Annotated in this window: 18 protein-coding genes and 2 pseudogenes; 10 read left to right on the forward strand and 10 right to left on the reverse strand. The window is 68.9% G+C overall.

Annotated elements, in window-relative coordinates:
- Window positions 1-24: 24 nt before the first annotated feature.
- Both GA0070607_RS00490 and GA0070607_RS00495 read right to left on the reverse strand, forming a co-directional pair.
- Window positions 25-180, reverse strand: coding sequence for a VanZ family protein (locus GA0070607_RS00490; RefSeq protein ID WP_269458445.1), 156 nt, complete (start codon window positions 178-180; stop codon window positions 25-27).
- 12 nt (window positions 181-192) lie between these two features.
- On the reverse strand, window positions 193-567 hold the full coding sequence (locus GA0070607_RS00495; protein ID WP_089016391.1) for a nuclear transport factor 2 family protein: 375 nt from the start codon (window positions 565-567) through the stop codon (window positions 193-195).
- Between the two features lie 70 nt (window positions 568-637).
- Between GA0070607_RS00495 and GA0070607_RS00500 the strand changes: the two genes are divergently transcribed.
- A complete protein-coding gene (locus GA0070607_RS00500) occupies window positions 638-1,234 on the forward strand; it encodes a TetR/AcrR family transcriptional regulator (protein ID WP_089016392.1) in 597 nt (198 codons plus the stop codon).
- A gap of 43 nt (window positions 1,235-1,277) precedes the next feature.
- On the opposite strand, the gene GA0070607_RS00505 is transcribed toward GA0070607_RS00500, so the two are convergent.
- The 4 genes from GA0070607_RS00505 to GA0070607_RS00520 are packed head-to-tail and all read right to left on the reverse strand — an operon-like array spanning window position 1,278 to window position 4,757.
- Window positions 1,278-1,901: a response regulator gene (locus GA0070607_RS00505; RefSeq protein ID WP_089016393.1), complete on the reverse strand. Its 624-nt coding sequence runs from the start codon at window positions 1,899-1,901 to the stop codon at window positions 1,278-1,280.
- The gene (locus tag GA0070607_RS00510) at window positions 1,898-3,124 is read right to left on the reverse strand and encodes a sensor histidine kinase (RefSeq protein WP_231930700.1); all 1,227 of its coding nucleotides are present in this window, start codon (window positions 3,122-3,124) and stop codon (window positions 1,898-1,900) included. Before GA0070607_RS00510 ends, GA0070607_RS00505 begins: the two co-directional genes overlap by 4 nt.
- The gene (locus tag GA0070607_RS00515) at window positions 3,082-3,906 is read right to left on the reverse strand and encodes an ABC transporter permease (protein WP_089016394.1); all 825 of its coding nucleotides are present in this window, start codon (window positions 3,904-3,906) and stop codon (window positions 3,082-3,084) included. Before GA0070607_RS00515 ends, GA0070607_RS00510 begins: the two co-directional genes overlap by 43 nt.
- Window positions 3,903-4,757 (reverse strand): ABC transporter ATP-binding protein, encoded by an 855-nt coding sequence (locus GA0070607_RS00520; RefSeq protein ID WP_089016395.1) that lies wholly within the window; start codon window positions 4,755-4,757, stop codon window positions 3,903-3,905. Before GA0070607_RS00520 ends, GA0070607_RS00515 begins: the two co-directional genes overlap by 4 nt.
- Window positions 4,758-5,329: 572 nt before the next feature.
- Between GA0070607_RS00520 and GA0070607_RS00525 the strand changes: the two genes are divergently transcribed.
- Both GA0070607_RS00525 and GA0070607_RS00530 read left to right on the forward strand, forming a co-directional pair.
- Window positions 5,330-7,558 carry a HelD family protein gene (locus GA0070607_RS00525; protein ID WP_089016396.1) on the forward strand — a complete coding sequence of 743 codons (2,229 nt, stop codon included), beginning with the start codon at window positions 5,330-5,332 and terminating at the stop codon, window positions 7,556-7,558.
- Between the two features lie 29 nt (window positions 7,559-7,587).
- Window positions 7,588-8,088, forward strand: a pseudogene (locus GA0070607_RS00530) (NADAR family protein); the annotation flags it as partial.
- A 156-nt stretch (window positions 8,089-8,244) separates the two neighbouring features.
- Here the strand turns inward: GA0070607_RS00530 and GA0070607_RS00535 are convergent.
- Both GA0070607_RS00535 and GA0070607_RS00540 read right to left on the reverse strand, forming a co-directional pair.
- Window positions 8,245-8,826 carry a dihydrofolate reductase family protein gene (locus GA0070607_RS00535; protein ID WP_089016397.1) on the reverse strand — a complete coding sequence of 194 codons (582 nt, stop codon included), beginning with the start codon at window positions 8,824-8,826 and terminating at the stop codon, window positions 8,245-8,247.
- Between the two features lie 64 nt (window positions 8,827-8,890).
- The gene (locus GA0070607_RS00540) at window positions 8,891-9,730 is read right to left on the reverse strand and encodes a helix-turn-helix domain-containing protein (protein ID WP_231930702.1); all 840 of its coding nucleotides are present in this window, start codon (window positions 9,728-9,730) and stop codon (window positions 8,891-8,893) included.
- A 301-nt stretch (window positions 9,731-10,031) separates the two neighbouring features.
- Between GA0070607_RS00540 and GA0070607_RS00545 the strand changes: the two genes are divergently transcribed.
- The 4 genes and pseudogenes from GA0070607_RS00545 to GA0070607_RS00560 form a co-directional block, all read left to right on the forward strand.
- Window positions 10,032-10,706, forward strand: a complete 675-nt coding sequence (locus tag GA0070607_RS00545) for a cytidylate kinase family protein (protein ID WP_089016399.1) — start codon at window positions 10,032-10,034, stop codon at window positions 10,704-10,706.
- Between the two features lie 409 nt (window positions 10,707-11,115).
- Window positions 11,116-11,667 carry a TetR/AcrR family transcriptional regulator gene (locus GA0070607_RS00550; protein ID WP_089016400.1) on the forward strand — a complete coding sequence of 184 codons (552 nt, stop codon included), beginning with the start codon at window positions 11,116-11,118 and terminating at the stop codon, window positions 11,665-11,667.
- 9 nt (window positions 11,668-11,676) lie between these two features.
- The gene (locus GA0070607_RS00555) at window positions 11,677-12,039 is read left to right on the forward strand and encodes a hypothetical protein (protein ID WP_089016401.1); all 363 of its coding nucleotides are present in this window, start codon (window positions 11,677-11,679) and stop codon (window positions 12,037-12,039) included.
- Between the two features lie 98 nt (window positions 12,040-12,137).
- A pseudogene (locus tag GA0070607_RS00560) lies at window positions 12,138-12,594 on the forward strand (cation transporter); the annotation flags it as partial.
- Between the two features lie 79 nt (window positions 12,595-12,673).
- Here GA0070607_RS00560 and GA0070607_RS00565 read toward each other — a convergent pair.
- Complete coding sequence (locus GA0070607_RS00565; RefSeq protein ID WP_089016402.1) at window positions 12,674-13,651, reverse strand: ArsR/SmtB family transcription factor; 978 nt, start codon at window positions 13,649-13,651, stop codon at window positions 12,674-12,676.
- A 57-nt stretch (window positions 13,652-13,708) separates the two neighbouring features.
- On the opposite strand from GA0070607_RS00565, the gene GA0070607_RS00570 reads away from it, so the two are divergent.
- The 3 genes from GA0070607_RS00570 to GA0070607_RS00580 all read left to right on the forward strand — a co-directional run bounded on the left by GA0070607_RS00570 (window position 13,709) and on the right by GA0070607_RS00580 (window position 16,434).
- Window positions 13,709-14,977, forward strand: coding sequence for an MFS transporter (locus GA0070607_RS00570; protein ID WP_089016403.1), 1,269 nt, complete (start codon window positions 13,709-13,711; stop codon window positions 14,975-14,977).
- Between the two features lie 181 nt (window positions 14,978-15,158).
- Entirely contained in the window at window positions 15,159-16,010 is an 852-nt protein-coding gene (locus GA0070607_RS00575) for an arsenate reductase/protein-tyrosine-phosphatase family protein (protein ID WP_231930704.1), read from the forward strand.
- A gap of 13 nt (window positions 16,011-16,023) precedes the next feature.
- Complete coding sequence (locus tag GA0070607_RS00580) at window positions 16,024-16,434, forward strand: VOC family protein (RefSeq protein WP_089016405.1); 411 nt, start codon at window positions 16,024-16,026, stop codon at window positions 16,432-16,434.
- A 249-nt stretch (window positions 16,435-16,683) separates the two neighbouring features.
- Here GA0070607_RS00580 and GA0070607_RS00585 read toward each other — a convergent pair whose 3' ends face one another.
- Window positions 16,684-17,880, reverse strand: coding sequence for a CaiB/BaiF CoA transferase family protein (locus GA0070607_RS00585; protein ID WP_231930706.1), 1,197 nt, complete (start codon window positions 17,878-17,880; stop codon window positions 16,684-16,686).
- Between the last annotated feature and the right edge of the window lie 3 nt (window positions 17,881-17,883).

Genomic DNA, 17,883 nt, shown 5'->3' on the forward strand with positions numbered 1-17,883 from the left:
TGGGCGCGGCCGATCTGACGGTAGCTAAGCCGCGGTGCGCCACCAGTGGCGCGACGCGAGCCCGGCCAGCACGGCGCCGGCGGCGTTGACCAGCACGTCGTCGACGGAGGACACCCGGTCCAGCCGCAGCACGTACTGTGCGGTTTCGACCAGGGCCGAGCAGCCTGCTCCGAGCGCCAGGTGCTTTTGGAACTATTCTGATGGCATCACGCGGGTGGCTTGGATGGCGCAGCGCAGTCGACCGTCGGCAGCCAACTTCCCGAACATGTAGATCTCCGTGGTGATGGTGCCGCCCTTGCGCAGCTCCGCGATGAGCCGGTACCGGGCGGCCACCTGGTCGCCGTCCACCAGCGCTTGCTCCACCTCGACACGCAGACCAACGGCCCGTTTGCGGGCCGGACGGATGTGATCCAGTAGCCGCTTGCGGTCCAGCAGCACGCCGTCGTTGACCAGCTCATAGTCCGGCGTGTGGTAGCGGTCCAGCACCATTGCCGGATCCTCGTCGCCCAGCCCTGCCTCCTGCGGATAGCGGACCAGGTAGCCGGTCAGATCGGTGCGGGGCGTCATTTGATCTCCCTGAATCGAGTTAGCTTTGACAGCGTGTCTACGATAACGCCGAGGCGGTAGATTAGACAACGTGTCAGAGATAGCAGGTGGTCGGCGCCGCCGGCGGCGGTCCGACGCCGAGCGCAGCGCAGCCGCGGTACTCGACGCCGCCGTCCAGGTGCTCGGTCGGCATCCGGCGGCGACGGTGGAACAGGTCGCCGCCGCAGCTTGCGTCACCCGCCAAACCGTGTACGCCCACTACCCGTCCCGGCCGCTGCTGGTGGCGGCGGTCATCGACCGCATCACCGCAGAAGCGGTCGCCGCCCTCGACGCCGCCGACGTGGACAGCGGTACAGTCACCGAGGCGCTGCTGCGCTGGCTGGACGTCACCTGGCAGCTGTTCGACCGGTACCCGCTGCTCCTGCATCCCTCGGTGACCGCCATTGACCAGGCGGACTCCGACCGTCACCATGCCCCGGTCATCGGGCGCCTGGAGCGGCTGATCAGGCGTGGCCAGGCCACCGGCGAGTTCGACAGCACTCTCAGCCCGGCCTGGTTGGTCTCCGCGACCATGGCGCTAGGTCATGCGGCCGGCGGCGAGGTCACCGCTGGCCGCATGACCACCGCGCAGACGGCGGCGGCGCTGCGGCACAGCATCCTGCGCGTGTATGGCGTCCGCGAGTCCTGATCAGCGACGGTCGCCCGTCACTCCCGCGCTGGTGACTGATGAGTCAGGATGGCAGCAGGCCCGCGGCCATCGCGGTGGTCACCGCCGCAGTCCGGTCGCTGACGCCGAGTTTGACGAACGCGCGCAGCAGGTGGGTCTTCACTGTGGCCTCGGTGATGTGCAGCCGCAGCCCGATCTCACCGTTTGACAAACCCTGCGCGACCAGCCGCAGCACGTCGACCTCCCGCGGCGACAGGGTGGCTGGCCGGGGGTGTCGGAGTTGGCGGAGTACCCGGCCGGCCACCGACGGCGCCAGCACGGTCTCGCCGCGGGCGGCGCCGCGGACCGCGTCCACCAGTTCGGCCCGGGACGCGTCCTTGAGCAGGTACCCCGCAGCTCCGGCCTCGACCGCGCGGAGGATGTCCCCGTCCGTCTCGTACGTGGTGAGCACGACCACCCGGGTGCCGGGTGCCACGGCCAGCACCTCGGCGGTCGCCGCGGCGCCGTCCACCCCGGGCATCCGTAGGTCCATGAGCACGACGTCAGGGCGTACCGCCCGCACGGCGGTGACCGCCTCGGCGGCCGAGGCGGACTCGCCGACCACCGCGATGTCTGGTTCGCCGGCGAGCATTCCGCGCACCCCGGCCCGCACCACCGGGTGGTCGTCCACCAGCAGCACCGAAATCATCGGATCGGCACCTCCGCCCGTACCGTGGTGCCGGCCCCGGGACTGGACGCCACCCGCAGCGTACCGGCTACCTGCTCGACCCGGTTCCGCATGCCGGCCAGACCGTACCCGTCGCCGACCGGCGGGGCGGTGAAGCCGCGGCCGTCGTCGCGGACCTCCAGCACGACGACGTCGTCCCGCCGTTCAAGGCGTACCTCGACCCGGCCGGCGGCGGCGTGCTTGCGCGCGTTGGCCAACGCCTCCTGGGTGACCCGCAGCAGAACCACCTCGACCGAGGTGGGCAGCGGGCACTGCGTCCCCGGTGTGGTCAGGGTGACCGGCACGCCGGTCTCGGCGGTGAACCGGTCCACCACCCGCCGCACCGCCTCGACCAGTGGCGACCCGGCCAACTCCGCCGGGGTCAGCGCGGCGACAACTGCCCGCGCCTCGGCCAGGTTGGCCCGGGCGGTGGCCACGGCGAGGGTCAGGTGGCGGCGGGCCTGCACGATGTCGCGGTCCAACTCCGCGTCGGCGGCCTGAATCAGCATGACCACACTGGACAGCCCCTGGGCGATGGTGTCGTGGATCTCGCCGGCCAGCCGTTGCCGTTCGGCGTCGACGCCGGCCTGCCGGGACAGTCGGGCCACCTCGTCGCGGGAGGCGGCCAGCTCGTCGACCAGCGCGGCCCGCCGGTCGGCGTCGACGAACAGGTGCTGCACCCAGCCTCCGGTCACCGACACCACGACGGCGATCATCACGGCCGCCAGCAGCGACCCCCGGGCGTCCGGGCCGCCGCCGGACCGCAGCCAGTCCAGCACCACCTGGACGGCGGTGAACACCACCACCGCGCCGACCGCGGGCGCCGTCTGCAGCAGCATGAACGCCTGCGGCAGGAGCACGAACAGGGCAAACGACGCGGACGACGCGAGCGCCACCGCCGCCACGTAGAGCGCGAGAGCGACCCCCAGATAAAGGTACGCCCGCCAGCCCCCGACCCCGTACCGCATGAGCGCCCGGCCGAAGGCGGCGTACCAGATGCTGATCGCGGCCAGCAGTGCGACGGAGCCGATGCGGTACGGCGCGGCCGGTGGGGCGCTGGTGGCCACGGCGACCCCGACGGCGAAGGCCAGCACCGCGAAGTAGGCGTCCCAGAGCGGGAACCGGGCGACCCACGCCGCCGAGGGCGGCGGGTCGCCCGCGCTCACCGCTCCCGCCGGCTTCGCCAGCGGAAGGTGGTCAGACACAGCAACAGACCTCCGATGCACCAGGCCGCGAGGATGAGCGCGGTCCGCCCGTGCTCCCAATCGCGTACGACCTCCGCACTAAGAATCGTGTCCGGCAGCAGCGCCGAGCGGAAGCCCTGGGCCATCCATTTCAGCGGGAAGACCGAACCCAGTACCAGCAGCGGCTGCGGCAGGGCGCTGACCGGGGTGAAGAAGATGCCGGAGACGAAGGCCAGCACCAGGTACGGCAGTTGGGTCACCGCGCCTGCGCTGCGGGCCGAGCGGATCACGCTGCTCACCGCGATGCCGAGCAGCGAGCAGGCGGTGACGCCGAGCAGGAGCACCCAGCCGAAGGTGAGCCAGCGCGCCGGGTCGGCGGGCAGCCGCAGGTCGAACAGGATCATCCCGACGGCGAGCAGCAGCACGATCTCGGCCGCGACCACGACCATCGTCTGCACGGTCTTGCCCAGGAAGTACGCGACCGGGGGCATCGGTGCGCCACGTAGCCGCTTGAGGGTGCCGTCCTCCCGGTCGTTGGCGATGCCGGTGCCGAGATTGACGAAGGTGACGGCCGATATCCCCGCCGCGATCATGCTGGGCGCCAGGTACTGGGCGGAGGTGACGTCGCTGCCGTCGTAGACGCCGGAGATGAGCGAGCCGAGCAGTGCCAGGGTGACCACCGGTAGGGCGAAGGTGAAGACCACCGCATCCCACTCGCGGAAGAACGCCTTCAACTCGACGACGCCGCGGTGCAGGCCGAGCATCAGCGCGGACGGGTGGATGGTGCCGCTGGTCGTCGTCATGGCCGGCTTCCGATCAGGTCGAGGTAGACGTCTTCCAGGCTTGGCCGGGTGACGGTGAGCCCGGGGATCGGGCCGCCGAACCGCCGTGCCAGCTCAGCGATCACCGTCGCCGGGTCGTCGGTCCGCCGCTCGCCGCCGGACCACCGCACGGTGACCTGGTGGCCGGCCCGCTCGGCCAGGGCGGACGGCGGACCGTCGGCGACCACCCGGCCGCCGGTCAGCACCACCACCCGGTCGGCGAGGGCCTCCGCCTCGTCCAGGTAGTGCGTGGTCAGCAGGATCGTGGTGCCAGCTCCGGCCAGTGTCCGGATCAGCTCCCAGAACGCCCGCCGGGCGGCCGGATCGAAACCGGTGGTCGGCTCGTCGAGAAACACCAGGCGCGGGTCGCCGACCAGACCGACGGCCACGTCCAGCCGGCGCCGTTGGCCACCGGAGAGCTTCCGGACCCGGGTCCGGGTCCGGTCGGTCAGCCCGACCACCCCGATCACCTCAGCCGGGTCCCGGGGTGCCGGGTAGTAGCGGGCGAAGTGCCGGACCGTCTCGCCCACGGTCAACTCGCCGAGGTCAGCGGCCTCTTGGAGCACGATGCCGATGCCGGAGCGCCAGTCCCGGGCGGCCCGGCCGAACCGGCCGATCCGCGCCGGGTCCACCCCGAGCACGGTCACCTCGCCGCCGTCCCGGCTCCGGTGTCCCTCCAGGATCTCCACGGTGCTGGTCTTGCCTGCGCCATTGGGACCGAGCAGGGCGACCACCTCGCCGTACGCGATGTCCAGGTCGATCCCGGCCAGCGCGGTGCGCCGGCCGTACCGCTTGTGCAGTCCGCGTACCCGGACCGCAGGGGATTCCGTCATGTCCCGATGCTCCGCCCGTCGACCGCGGTCACGGGACGACCGGCCGGTCGAGGACGGGTGTCCATCGGTCGACGGACACCGGGCTCGCCAGCGTCACCGCCGCCGGGCGTTTGCAGCCGCTACGTCCTGGGCCGATCCGTGCTGATGCCAGGACAGGCTGACACGTCCTTGGAAATGGACAAGTGCGACACCCTCGTGTGCTGTTCCATGCCGCGGCTCACCGCCTCATCCGCCCGTTCGGACCCCCGCGTTACAGGGCTCCTTATCGCCGATCGTCAAGCGATGCCCATGCCAGACAGTCCGGGCGAACTCCTGCGAGCAGGGCTAGCGATTCCACGAACTACGACGACGTGTGGCTGCCCGGAACACACCCGCAGACCAGATGAGGACCGGACTGTCAATAAGCGAATCAAGATTGGTTGAGGCCACAAGCGACCAGGAACTGCAAGACATTGAGACTCCCATCTCCGCCGGCCAAATTCCTGGCCGACGAGGGAAACCAACTCTATGCTTGCCGCCGAATACACTGCGGCTCATCCGGGCCGAGGCGACACCAATACAAGGATTTGCGAATGCGCCGGAAGTCTGCTCTGAACAACAGCACTGCTGGCGTCAGCGAAGTAACACCCCAAGGCGAACCGGCGACCTCTACCGCAGAGGACGTCGCGCGCCGATCCGCGGTCGCCGAGGAGCAGGCGTTTCTCGACGTGGCCACGGCCCGGCGCGACAGGCTGGTTGACCACCTTCAGGTCGAGCTGTCATCAGAGGCCCTGGACGAGTTGGAACGGGCTCGGCAGCGCATGCTCCGCCAGCAGTACGAAGAGCTACGGCGAGCACGAGAAGGCCTGGTCTTCGGCCGCCTTGACGGTCTTGATGGCACCGTGCGACACGTAGGCCGTGTCGGTCTGCGCAACGACAGCGAGGACAGCGAGCCACTGCTGGTCGATTGGCGCGCTCCCGCAGCTCGGCCGTTCTACACCGCGACGGCTGTCGACCCACAAGGTCAGGCACGGCGCCGTCACATACGCACGAGGGGAATGGCCGTCGTCGGCGTGGACGACGAGCCACTGGACGGGACGATGACGGCGGAACTCGTCGGTGAGGGCGCTCTGCTTGCCGCCCTCGACCAGCGGCGCACCGGCCACATGTCGACCGCGATCTCCACGCTGCAACGCGAACAGGACGAGATCATCCGGGCCGAGGCGACCGGTCCGCTGATCGTGCAGGGCGGTCCCGGCACCGGCAAGACCGTGGTTGCTCTGCACCGCGTCGCCTACCTGCTGTTCGCCCACCGGAAGATGGCCGACCAAGCGGTCCTGGTCCTCGGCCCCTCGCCGCGGTTCCTCCAGTACATCGCCCAGGTGCTACCCGCGCTCGGTGAGACCGCCGTCGTCTCGGCGACCTGCGACACCCTGCTGACCGACATCCAGGTGGGCCGCGACGAGAGCCGTCTTCTCGCCGAAATCAAGGGCCGCGCCCTCTGGCAGCCAGCGCTCGAAAACTACGTCACATCGCTGCTCCCCCGGCCCCGCGAGCTGAAGCTGCGCTGGGACGGCGAGTTCTACGTCATCACCGCCGCAACGGTGGCGCAGGCGCTCGCCTCGGCGGTGCAGGGACGCTCGTACCACCGCGCCCGCGCGGCGTTCGCCGAGCAGCTGCACCACCTCCTTGCCGAAGCCGTCGCCGAGCAGCGCGAGGCGCTGATGAACGAGATGGAGGAGGGCTTCGAGGACATCCTCGCCCGCGTCGACAGGAGCATGCAGCATGGCCACCACCCCGGCAGGACGTCCACCGGCAGCGACATCGACGGATTGCTTTCCGAGGAAGAGATAGAGCACCTCCGTACTCGTATCGCCGAGAGCGCCATCATTGCCCGGTTCATCGAGGCATGGTGGCCCACCCTCGACGCCGAAACCCTGCTGGGTGATCTCCTGGCCGACCGCACCCTGCTGGCCCGGTTCGCCCCGCAACTGTCCCCGCAGGAGATCACCGCTGTCTCGGCCGAGCCCGCCCCATGGGCATCGAGCGACATTCCCCTGCTCGACGCCCTTGCCGACCTCCTCGGCGAGGTCGACGCCCCGCAACCACAGGGCGAGTTCGTCGCCGACCGCGCTCGCCGGCAACGCGGCTGGGTGTACGGCCACGTCGTCATCGACGAGGCGCAAGAGCTGTCCGAGATGCAGTGGCACATGGTCCTACGGCGCTGTCCCAGTCGATCCATCACCGCCGTCGGCGACATCGACCAGACCGAGGCAGCGCACCGGCACACCAGCTGGGCACAAGCGGTGCAGGCTGTTTTCGCAGACCGCTGGACCGCCGCGGAACTGACCATCTGCTACCGGACCCCGCGTGAGGTTATGGATCTCACCGAACCGGTCTTGAAGGAAGCTGGCAGCCACAACACGCCGCCGCGGGCCGTACGCTCCTCCGGCATCGCCCCCTGGGAGCTCGCGATCACACCCGCCGAGCTTGCCGACGACGCCGCCCGAGCTGTGCGACAGCTGCAGCAGCGGTGGCATGGCGGCACGGTCGGCGTCATCGCCCCCGCCGACCGCATCGCCGAACTCCTAGAGGTGCTGAGTGATGTGCCAGTGCTCACCGCAACCCAGTCCAAGGGATTGGAATGGGATGCGACACTACTCATCGACCCCCAAGGAATCGCCGCTGAGCCACGCGGCTGGAACGGCCTCTACGTCGCGCTCACCCGATGCACCCAGGAACTGGGACAGCTGATACTCACGCAGCCATCGCCACACACTGGGACAAGATCTCCGGATGTTGGGCGAGTCCCAGGGACGTGAGGACCGTCCCGTCTGAGCGTAAGGAAGAGTGCCTGAGCCAATGGTGACCGGCCCCATTCGTCGTGGACGGGATCCAGTACGCCACGACTGAGCACTACATGATGATCGGCAAGGCCCGCCTGTTCGGCGACGAAGCGATCGCCGCACAGATGCTTACGGCGTCGCACCCGGGCGCGGTCAAGGCCCTGGGCCGGCAGGTCCGTAACTTCGACCGGGCCACCTGGGATGCCTACAGCTTCCGCCTGGTCGTCGCCGGCAACGTGGCCAAGTTCAGCCAGCACCCCGACCTCGGGCAGTACCTGTCCCGCACGGGCAACCGGGTACTGGTGGAAGCCAGCCCGTTGGATCGAGTCTGGGGCATCGGCCTTTCCGCAGCGGACCCACGCGCCCACGATCCCGCCCGATGGCGCGGCGGCAACCTGCTCGGGTTCGCGCTGATGCACGCCCGCGCGCAACTCGCTACCGGATCCGCCCAGCCATTCAGCGGCCCCGTACGAGATCGGCGCCAGAACTCGGATGAGTGTGCCTGATCAACCAGTGATCTTGAGTCGAACTTGCCGCAGGTGAGGTGCTGGGGCGGATCGAGGTCGGCTGCCTGACCCGGGACAGCGATGCGCAAACCAGCCGGAGGCCCGATCTTGTGTCACCGTTCGCAGTGGACGTTCTCGCGTACCCGCTCAGATCGGTCAACGACGCACCCGATAGCGCAGGTGAAGCACCCGGTTGCCTTGAATCACCACGTCAGGATCCTCCAACAGGTGCTGCGCGTGGACCGACCCGAAGTAGCGCTTGCCGGACCCGAACACCACGGGTACGACGTCCATGCGCACCTCGTCGACCAGGCCCGCCGCAAGCACCTGGCCACCGACGTCGCCAGCGGCGACCTCGACCATGCGGTCACCCGCAAGCTCCTGCGCCTTGGCCACGGCTGCCTCGACGCCGTCGACGAAGTGAAACGGCGCCTCGGGGTCCCAGCCCTCGGGCTTCGGCCGGTGCGTCACGACGACCACGTGGTCGATCCCGCCCGGAGGCTTCCCGTCCCAGCCGTCCGTCATGTCGAAGACGTGGCGGCCGGCGATTGTCGCCCCGATCTGGTCCCAGTACGGCCGGGTGTAGTCGTAGGACGTCTGCGACACCTTCAATACGCCGCTCTCGTCCAACGGGACGTCACCGCTGGTCAACCAGTCGAACAGCGGTCCGGGCTGGTCGTTCTCGTCCGCGATGAAGCCGTCTACCGACACCGAGCTGTACATGACCACCTTGCCCACGGGCTCTCCTCTGCTTGGGGTGCCCCCAAATTAGCGTGCCGTGAGCTGCCGCTCTTGTAAGAAATCAATCGGCCGGCAGCGGCCAGCCGTCCAGTACGTGGCCGGGATGTTCGCGCAGGAACCGCCGCCGGACTTCGACATATCGTGTCGGCGTGAGCCCGGTGAACGCCCGGAACTCGTGGCCGAAGTGGGCCTGATCGAAGTAGCCTGCGCCACCGGCGAGGTCGCCCCAGTCGATCTGTTCGGCGGGGTTGATCGAGAGCACGGTGGCGGCGAAGCGGTAGGTGCGGGCCAGCCGCTTCGGCGTGACGCCGATGAGCTCCTTGAACCGCTGTGCCAGATGACTGCTGCTGACACCGGCTGCCACGCTCAGGTCGCCGATCGCCACCGCCCCGCTGGTCGCCGCGATGACGCTGCTCGTATGGCTGACCAGCCCCAGGCCGGCGGTCTCGCACAGCCGTCGCATCAGCTCCTCCTCGAGCAGCGTCAGCATCTCGTGCGGTCGGTCCGCCGTCGCCAGCCGGTCTCGCAGCTCAGCAATGGCGGGCCGGCCCCAAACCTGCTCTACCGTCACCGGCCGGTCACACAGCTCGGTCGCGGGCATCGGCAGGAACGGCGCCAGGCCCCACGGCTTGAAGTGCACGCCGACGGACCGGGTCTCCGGCGGATAGCCGAACTCGAAGGCGCGGGTGGGCGTGGTGACCACGCAGCCGTCGGCGTACTCGACAGTCTCGATGCCGGTGCCGAGGCGGATGAGGAACGGCGAACCGAGGTTGACGATGAGCAGCGCCGCCGGACTTGCCGGCAGCGTCAGCCGGGCGTACGGCGGCACACCCTCCAGGTAGTAAAGGTCGTCGATCAGCCCGTCCAGCGGCGGTCGCGGCACTCTGGACACGTACTCCACGCCCACAGTATCGCCGACGCCCCGCCGGCATCGAGCCGGCGCCGATCCCGGACGAGCGCCCGACCGCGGACATTTGCGTGGAATACGCGTGCCGCGTGAGCGATGGAGGATTCCCGGCCCTCCCGTGTCGGCCCCGCATTGAGGCGCTACACCATCCTCTGCTGCGTTACGGTGCCCTGCTACGCGGCCGCGGGCTGTTCGCCGCCAAAGTCGACCTCGTCCAGCGCGGCGTCGTACACGTTCGGCGGGATGTGGAGTTCGTCGGTTGGCATTGTGAAGAGCCACTACGACAGGGCAGGACATGGACCAAGGCACCCGCGACGAATTGCTCGGCCGCCTGGCTGAGGCAGTCGGGTCCGTCACAGTCGCACACCCGACGCGGGTTGCCATCGACGGACCGCCAGCCGCCGGCAAGACCACCCTCGCCGACGAACTGGCCGTCGCCTTGCGCGAACAGGGCCGCGACGTCATCCGCGCGACGATCGACGATTTCCTCTTCCCACGGTCGCAGCGCTATCCGCGCGGCGAGTACTCGGCCGAAGGCTGCTACTACGACACCCACGACTACCAGGCGCTGAACCGGGTTCTGCTCGATCCACTCGGCCCAGGCGGAGATCGACGCTTCAAACAGGCGGTCTACGACCACACTGCGGACAGTGTCCTGTCCCCGCCGGTCACGACTGCCCCCGCCGACGCCGTGCTGGTCTTCGACGGCGTCTTCCTCATGCGTCCGGAACTGATTGATCGGTGGGATCTGCGCATCTTCGTGTCGACCGCGCTCGAAAAGACAGTGGATCGTGCCGTGATCCGAGAGCGCCAGGTGTCATCTCGGGCCGACGTCGAACGGCGCTGGCGCGAGCGTTACATCCCCTCCCAACAGCTCTACTTCGCTACGGTCCGCCCGGCCCATCACGTCGACATCATCGTGCACAACGACGAGCCCCAGCAGCCGGCCTGGGAGATCCAAACACACTGACCGACCCCAATTCGGCTACGCAAGGGTGAAGTCCTCGGTCTCACCGAGGAGCACATCACCTGGGACGGCCGGCAGAGACCGCGCGCCACCGACGGCGGAAGGTTCTGCGAGCACTGCCGCGACAACCACGACATCAGCCTCGTCATCGACAAGCTGCTCAAGCGGTACGCCGTAGCGGCCTTCCTGTTGGCCGCCGGCATCCGCGCCGAAGGATTTCGACCCCTTGGTGACGAACTACGCCGCGGCGCATCGTCTGCTGCTATCGGCTGTCATCCGGTGTCGCCCAGCTCGGCGAAAACCCCGCCTGTTGTCGTCAGATGCCGCCTCAACGTAGCGCCAGCGCTCGCGCCACTCAATTTAGGAACGGTCGTTCTTGACTGAGCGTTCCTAAAACAGCTATGGTCCTCCCGTGGGCCGACCGAGAGCATTCGACGAGGCCGAGGTGGTCATGGCGGCGGCGGGACTTTTCGCCGGCCGGGCGTACGACGGCATCTCCGTCGACGACCTTGTTTCAGAACTCGGCGTGCACCGCAACAGTCTGTACAAGGTCTTCGGCAGCAAGCGAGGGCTGTACCTGGCCGCCCTGCGGTGGCACCTGGAGCATCAGGTCCGGCCACTGCTCGCCAAGGTGAGCGCGGCGCCTGACCCGGCGCAGGCATTACGCGACACGCTCACAGCCAACGACGCGAACTCCGATCTGGACTTGCTGCTGATGGCGGCGGTCGAACGCGCGCCGGCGGATCCTGAGGTGGCCGAGGAAATCGCCCGGGCCCTGCGGGATTTCGACGCTGCCGTGGAGCTCGCCCTGGGCGGGGCGGCGATCGGCGATGGCGCGCCAGCAGAGCTGGCCTACACGCTCGTTGCCACGATCCTCGGCCTGCGCCTGCGGTCCCGGACCAGCGCCGGCAACGGCGGTGCCGGCCCCGTTCTCTTCGACCACCTTCGCCAACCCCGACCCTAAGGAACATCCATGGCTCAGGTACGCATCGACGGCGACACTCTGGTCGTCGAGATCGAAGGACTCGACAAGCTGTGGGCGCTCAAAAGCCGCCTGGAGATCCCGATTGTCAACGTCCGTGGCGCTACCGCCGATCCGGGCGTAATCAAGGAACCGAAGGGCATCCGCTCCCCCGGCGCCCACGTGCCGGGCGTCATCACCGCCGGCACCTTCCGCATCGACGGCGAACGGATTTTCTGGGACGTCCGCGATGCGGCTAAGGCCATCGTCATCGAGCTGCACGACGAGCGCTACGCCCGGCTCATCGTCGAAGTCGCCGACCCCCGGGCCACCGTTGCACTCATCGAACACGCCGTCGTCCGCCCGACCACCTGATCCAAGATCGGCCAACGTGCACGCACGGTGCCGCTCGGGCGAGGACGGGTATCCATCGCTCGACGGACACCGGGCTCGCCAGCGACACCGGCGCCGGCGCGTTTGCGGACGCTACGTCGTGGGTCGCCGGCCGCGACCCGGAGGCACGGGAGAAGGCGGCGCTGCGGATCATCGCGATATCGTTCTTCGCTCTCGCCGCGTACGTGACGGTGGAGTCGGTGCGGGCGCTGGTTGGCGGCGCCGAGGCCGGGCACTCCAGCATGGTTGCGGACTCCAAGCAGACCCTGCTGTGCACCTACCTGTCCGCCGTCCTGCTCGTAGGCCTGGGACTGAACAGCCTGTTCGGGTTGTCCTGGCCGACCCGATCGCCGCGCTGGTCATCGCTGCGGGGTGGCGGTCAAGGAGTGCCGCGAGGCGTGGCGTGGTGACACCTGCTGCGCGGTCCCGCTGACCGCTTCCCTCGCTGATACCGCGACGGGTGGGCATGGCGCCGGCGAGGGTGACCGGTGTGGATGCCGGCCGGGCTGCTCCTGCTGTTCAACCGACGCAACATGACCGAGCTGGCAGCCCTGTTCGACGGGTTACTCGGCGCCCGTCCGCCGTCGGCACCGCGATCGTCGGCCCGCCAAACAGTTCACCCCGGCCAGGAGGCAGGGTCGGGCGCTACCATGCGGTCACCGAGCGGGGAACGGCGGTAGAGCACGGACCGGCCGTCGCGTACCCCGACAAGCAGACCACCGTCGCGCAGCGCGCGCAGGTGCTGGTTGACCGCAGTTGGCGTGACGCCGAGGCGGGACGCGAGTTCGGTGGATGACGCCGGCGTCTCCAACGCGACGAGCAGACCGGCCCGGACAACGCCCAGCAGAGCCGCCAACGCGCCGGGCGCGGCCAGCGGCTGCGGCTCCCACAGTGTCGCCACCCCACGCCCCGCATAGATGATCATCGGCGGTTCGGCTTCGGAGGCCGGCGTCGATGCGTTGAGCGTCCAGAGGCTCGGCACGAGGGTCAGGCCGCCGTTGGTCGCCCGCGTGTATTGCAGACGGGATCGCAGCCGCACCTCGACGGTCGCGTCGACGAGCCGGACTGCAGGCGAGAGCCCGTTGAACATTGCCGCAAGTCCGTGTTGGGAGATCTGCCGCGCGCGGAACGTCACATCGCCCTCAAGGAGAGCCCGCATGCGCGGCCAGTGCGGCGCAAAGCAGTGCCGCCAGTAGCCGGCCAGCGCGTCGATGATCCTGGACAGCACCCGAGGGACGGGACCACGCAACGCGCGGGGCAGCGACCCCGCACTGTGCACGGCCCGCAGGTCGCGGACGACCACGGCCGGGTCGATGGCGCCCAGCCTCGCCAGTTCATCATCGAAGTGGGTCAGCGGGGAGGACGGCCGGGGATTGAGGAAGTCAGGCGTCCAAAGTCTCGAATCAGTCAGGGCCAGCAGTGTCTCGTGGTCCAGCGCGCTTCGCGACTCGTTGACCGAGCGCACCCAACGCAGATGCAGGGGATAGCGACCCGGGTCTCGCCACGCTCGCAGCGACAGCACCACCTCGTTGAGTGGCGACACCGCGAACCGGACGTCAGCCAAGTCGTTATCGACCAACTCGTAGCGGACCATGAAGCACAACGCTACATCATTGGCGGCCAGGGGCCGGACAGTGCGACAACTGCCGCCATGCTTCTCGCAACGGTCCGGCGGCCGTCAATCACGCAGTGGCTTGCCCCATACCTGAACCCGGTCGACCCGACCGCCCGGGCGCTGACCTGGTCGACGATCGCGTCCTCACTGTCAAAGGGCGTGTTCTTCAGCGTCAGCGTGCTGTACTTCACGCGCGTCGCCGGCTTCCCCGCCACGACCGTCGGGCTCGGGCTGACCATCGCCGGATGCCTCGGGGTCGGAGCGGCGCTGGGCGCCGGCTACCTTGCCCGGGCGATCGGCGCGCGGCAGGTGATGGTTCTGGCCACCGCCGGACAGGGTGTAGCGCTGCTTGCTTACCTGTTGGCCCGGACACCGGCTGCGTTCGTCGTCGTCGCGAGCGTCGCGGTCTGCGGACAGGCCATGCAGCGCACCGCTCTCACGACGATGATTGCGGAGTCCTTCACCGCGGCAGACCGGCTCGCCATGCGGGCCCGGCTGCGGGTCGTGATGAATGTCTTCATCGCCCTGGGAACCGCGCTGGCGGCGATCGCCCTGGCCATCGACACGAGATCCGCGTACCAGGTGGCCATGTTGGCCACCGGCGCGTTGACGCTCGTTGCCGCCTACACGCTCGTCCGGGCACGGCGGCAGCCCCAGGCGACCCACGTAGACACCGATCCGGCACAACGGAACCAATCCGGTCGGCCAATGCGACGCTCACCGCTGCGAGACCGCACCTATCTGGCGATCACCGCCCTCTACGCCCTCCTGTCAATGCAGTTCGGACTATTGACGGTCGGGATGCCACTGTGGGTCGGTGGCCATACCCGGACGCCAACGGTGACCGTGGCGGTGCTGCTGGCCGCGAACACCGCCATCGTGTCGGTCCTGCAGCTCTGGGCGGCACACCGAACAACCGACCTGCATTCCTCCGGCCGCGCGATCGCGCAGGCCGGCGCACTCCTGGCGCTCGCCTGCGCCCTGTACGCCATCGCCGCTGGGGGCTCACTCGCGATCGCCGTGGCAGTCCTGGTCCTCGCAGCCATCGCGCACAGTCTCGCGGAGATCCTCTCCGAGGCCGGCAGCTGGACACTCGCCTTCGAACTGGCCGACCCTGCCAACGCCGGCGCCTACCAGGGCGTCAGCCAGACCGGCGCAGCACTCGGCGCCATGCTCGCGCCCCTGGTCGTCACCGCCGCCATCGAACACGGCGCGGCGGGCTGGGCCATCCTCGCCGCGGTCTTTCTTGCCGCAGCGCTGACGACCCAGGCCCTTATCAGGGCTCGCGAAGGCCGGATGGCATGAATCAGCGCGGCCCAAATTAGTCAAGTCCGGCAGAGCGAGGGCACTGCGAGCGGGACCTCGCAATACAAGCCGGCAAGCATGCCTGCCGAAGTTGTGGCCCCAGGGTCAAGGTGCACCATGAAGCGACCACCCAAGATCGACATGGTCTCCAGGCCAAGTCCAGTACCTGGCTGCTATCGCCATGAGCCAGGGCTCGGCCACCACCCACGTCCCCAACACCTGGCTATTCCATCAAGCCTGTTTGATGTATCTTGCTGTCATGGCGTCGTCGAATCAAGCCGCCCCGGCGTTTGTGCGCTTGGCGGCCCATCCGCTGCGGTGGCGGCTGCTGACCGAGCTCGCCGACAGCGACTACCGGGTCCGGGAGTTGGTGACGCTGGTAGGTGAGCCGCAGAACCTGGTCTCCTACCATCTGCGCCTGCTGCGTGACAGCGGGCTGGTCACCGCCACACGCAGCAGCTTCGACGGCCGCGACAGCTATTACCACCTGGATCTGGACCGCTGCGCAGACGCGCTGGCCGAATCCGGCTCCGCACTGCACCCGGCGCTGCATCGAGAGCATGCGCCGCGCATACCTCTGGTCGACCTGCGGCGCTCCCCCCGCCTCGGCGTGCTGTTCGTGTGCACTGGCAACGGCGCGCGCTCACCGATCGCCGAAGCTCTGCTACGCCACCGCGCCGGCGGCCAGGTCGAGGTGGCCAGCGCCGGCAGCCGCCCCAAGCCCCGCCTTCATCCCAACGCCGTACGCCTGCTACGCGATGAGTTCGGCATCGACATCACCGCCCAGCGCCCCCGACACCTGGACACGGTGACCGGCCGTCGGTTCGACTACGTGATCAGCTTGTGTGACAAGGCCCGCGAGGCCTGCCCTGACTTTCCGGACCATCCTCGGCGGGTGCACTGGAGCATCTCCGACCCCGCCACGGCCGGCGACACCGACCAGGCCAGCTACCCCGCCTTCCAGCAGACCGCGGCCGACATCGACACCCGCATCAGACACCTGCTGCCCGTCCTCACCGCCGCCCGCCCTTGAAGGAGATTCAGCAGTGACAGCACACGAGCAGTACGCCAGCGTCCGCTACCTCGTTGATGACGTCCAGACGGCCGTGGACTTCTACACCATCCACCTCGGCTTCACCCTGAACACCAGCGCCGCGCCCGCCTTCGCAGACGTCGTGCGCGGCCCGTTGCGGCTGCTGCTGTCCGGCCCAGCCAGTTCGGGCGCCCGCGCCACCCCCGACGACACGACCACCGCCGGACGCAACCGCATCCAACTGATCACCGACGACCTGGATGCCGAGATCGACCGACTGCACAGCACGGGACTGTCGTTCCGCAGCGACGTAATTGCTGGTCCCGGCGGCCGCCAAATCCTGCTCACCGACCCCGCCGGCAACCTCGTCGAACTGTTCCAACCCGCCCACCGGCCGGGTGCACCCACACCGGCAGCACTCTGACCTGGACACTGCCGCCGGCGCGGAGTTGGACTTCGCGGTCGAAGAAGTCTCTACAACCCTTGCATCGCATCCGGCCGGGCATGCCCGGCCTGCTCCGCCAACTGCCAACGCGTCTTGACCTCAGCACGCGGCCACCGCCAGATCTGAAAGTGTGTCCACAACATACAGACGATCACGCGGTGGCCGCACCTCGTCTACCTGGCCCCCACCAGCCACATCCCAAACGGTGGCAGCCGTAATAGGCGGTACCTAACCAAGTACGTCGCGTTCCCGCAGGGCCGCCAACTCCTCCACCGACAGGCCCAGCTCGTCGCCGAGTACCGCGTCGGTGTCTGCACCCAGTGCGCGCCCGGTGAACCGGATCCGGCCCGGCGTACGATTCATCCGCCACAGCACGTTCTGCATCCGGACCGGCCCCAGGTCAGGGTCGTCCACCGTGGTCACCAGATCCAATGCCCGCACCTGCGGGTCGTCGAGCAACTCGCTCGGCTTGTAGACCGGCGCCACCGCCGCCCCCGCCTCCTCGAACGCGCGCAGCACCTCGTCGCGGGTCCGCGCCCCGATCCACTCCCCCACGTAGCCGTCGAGCAGGTCGGCGTGCTGCGCCCGCTGGCGTCCGGTGGCGAACCACGGCTCGTCGATCACCTCCGGGTGGCCGACCAGCGTCAGCACTCGTCGAGCGATGCTGTCGGCGCTGGTGGAAATGGCCACCCAATGCCCGTCAGCGGTGCGGTAGGTGTTGCGCGGCGCGTTGTTGACCGATCGGTTGCCGGTGCGCTGCTGGTCGATGCCGAGCTGGTCGGCGTAGATCACGCCGGGACCGACCGCCGTCATGATGGGGCTGAGCAGGTCGAGGTCGATCTCCTGACCGTGGCCGTCCTTCTCCCGCTGGAACAGCGCCATCGAGACCGCCGCCGCACCCGCCATCCCGGCGATCGAGTCGGCCAGACCGAACGCTGGCAGCGTTGGTGGGCCGTTCGGTTCGCCGGTCAGGTGAGCGAAACCGCTCATCGACTCGACGAGCGTGCCGAAGGCCGGCCGCGCCGCGTACGGGCCGGACTGACCGAAGCCGGTGACCCGCAGCAGGATCAGCCGCGGATTGTCCGCGGAGAGCACGTCGTAGCCGAGGCCCCAGCGCTCCAGCGTGCCGGGCCGGAAGTTCTCGATCACGACGTCGGCGGTGGCGGCGAGCTTGCGGAAGATCTCCGCTCCGGCCGGGTCACCGAGATAGAGCCCGATCGTCCGCTTGTTGCGGGCCACCATCTTCCACCACAGCGGCTGGTCGTCCTTGGCCAACCCGTGCCCGCGCATGCCGTCCCCGCGGCTCGGGTGCTCGACCTTGATGACCTCGGCGCCGAAGTCGCCGAGCAGCTGCGCCACCAGCGGGCCGGCCAGGATGGTCGACAGGTCGAGCACCCGCAGGCCGGCCAGTGGTCCGTCGTTCACACT

The sequence above is a fragment of the Micromonospora coriariae genome (assembly GCF_900091455.1).
GTDB classification, from domain to species: Bacteria; Actinomycetota; Actinomycetes; order Mycobacteriales; family Micromonosporaceae; genus Micromonospora; species Micromonospora coriariae.

Bases quoted from the DNA above. Each gene is read 5' to 3' on its own strand.
- GA0070607_RS00495 (WP_089016391.1), bottom strand. From the start codon at position 567: ATGACGCCCCGCACCGATCTGACCGGCTACCTGGTCCGCTATCCGCAG.
- GA0070607_RS00505 (WP_089016393.1), bottom strand. From the start codon at position 1,901: ATGATTTCGGTGCTGCTGGTGGACGACCACCCGGTGGTGCGGGCCGGG.
- GA0070607_RS00515 (WP_089016394.1), bottom strand. From the start codon at position 3,906: ATGACGACGACCAGCGGCACCATCCACCCGTCCGCGCTGATGCTCGGC.
- GA0070607_RS00520 (WP_089016395.1), bottom strand. From the start codon at position 4,757: ATGACGGAATCCCCTGCGGTCCGGGTACGCGGACTGCACAAGCGGTAC.
- GA0070607_RS00525 (WP_089016396.1), top strand. From the start codon at position 5,330: ATGCGCCGGAAGTCTGCTCTGAACAACAGCACTGCTGGCGTCAGCGAA.
- GA0070607_RS00545 (WP_089016399.1), top strand. From the start codon at position 10,032: ATGGACCAAGGCACCCGCGACGAATTGCTCGGCCGCCTGGCTGAGGCA.
- GA0070607_RS00555 (WP_089016401.1), top strand. From the start codon at position 11,677: ATGGCTCAGGTACGCATCGACGGCGACACTCTGGTCGTCGAGATCGAA.
- GA0070607_RS00565 (WP_089016402.1), bottom strand. From the start codon at position 13,651: ATGGTCCGCTACGAGTTGGTCGATAACGACTTGGCTGACGTCCGGTTC.
- GA0070607_RS00570 (WP_089016403.1), top strand. From the start codon at position 13,709: ATGCTTCTCGCAACGGTCCGGCGGCCGTCAATCACGCAGTGGCTTGCC.
- GA0070607_RS00575 (WP_231930704.1), top strand. From the start codon at position 15,159: ATGAGCCAGGGCTCGGCCACCACCCACGTCCCCAACACCTGGCTATTC.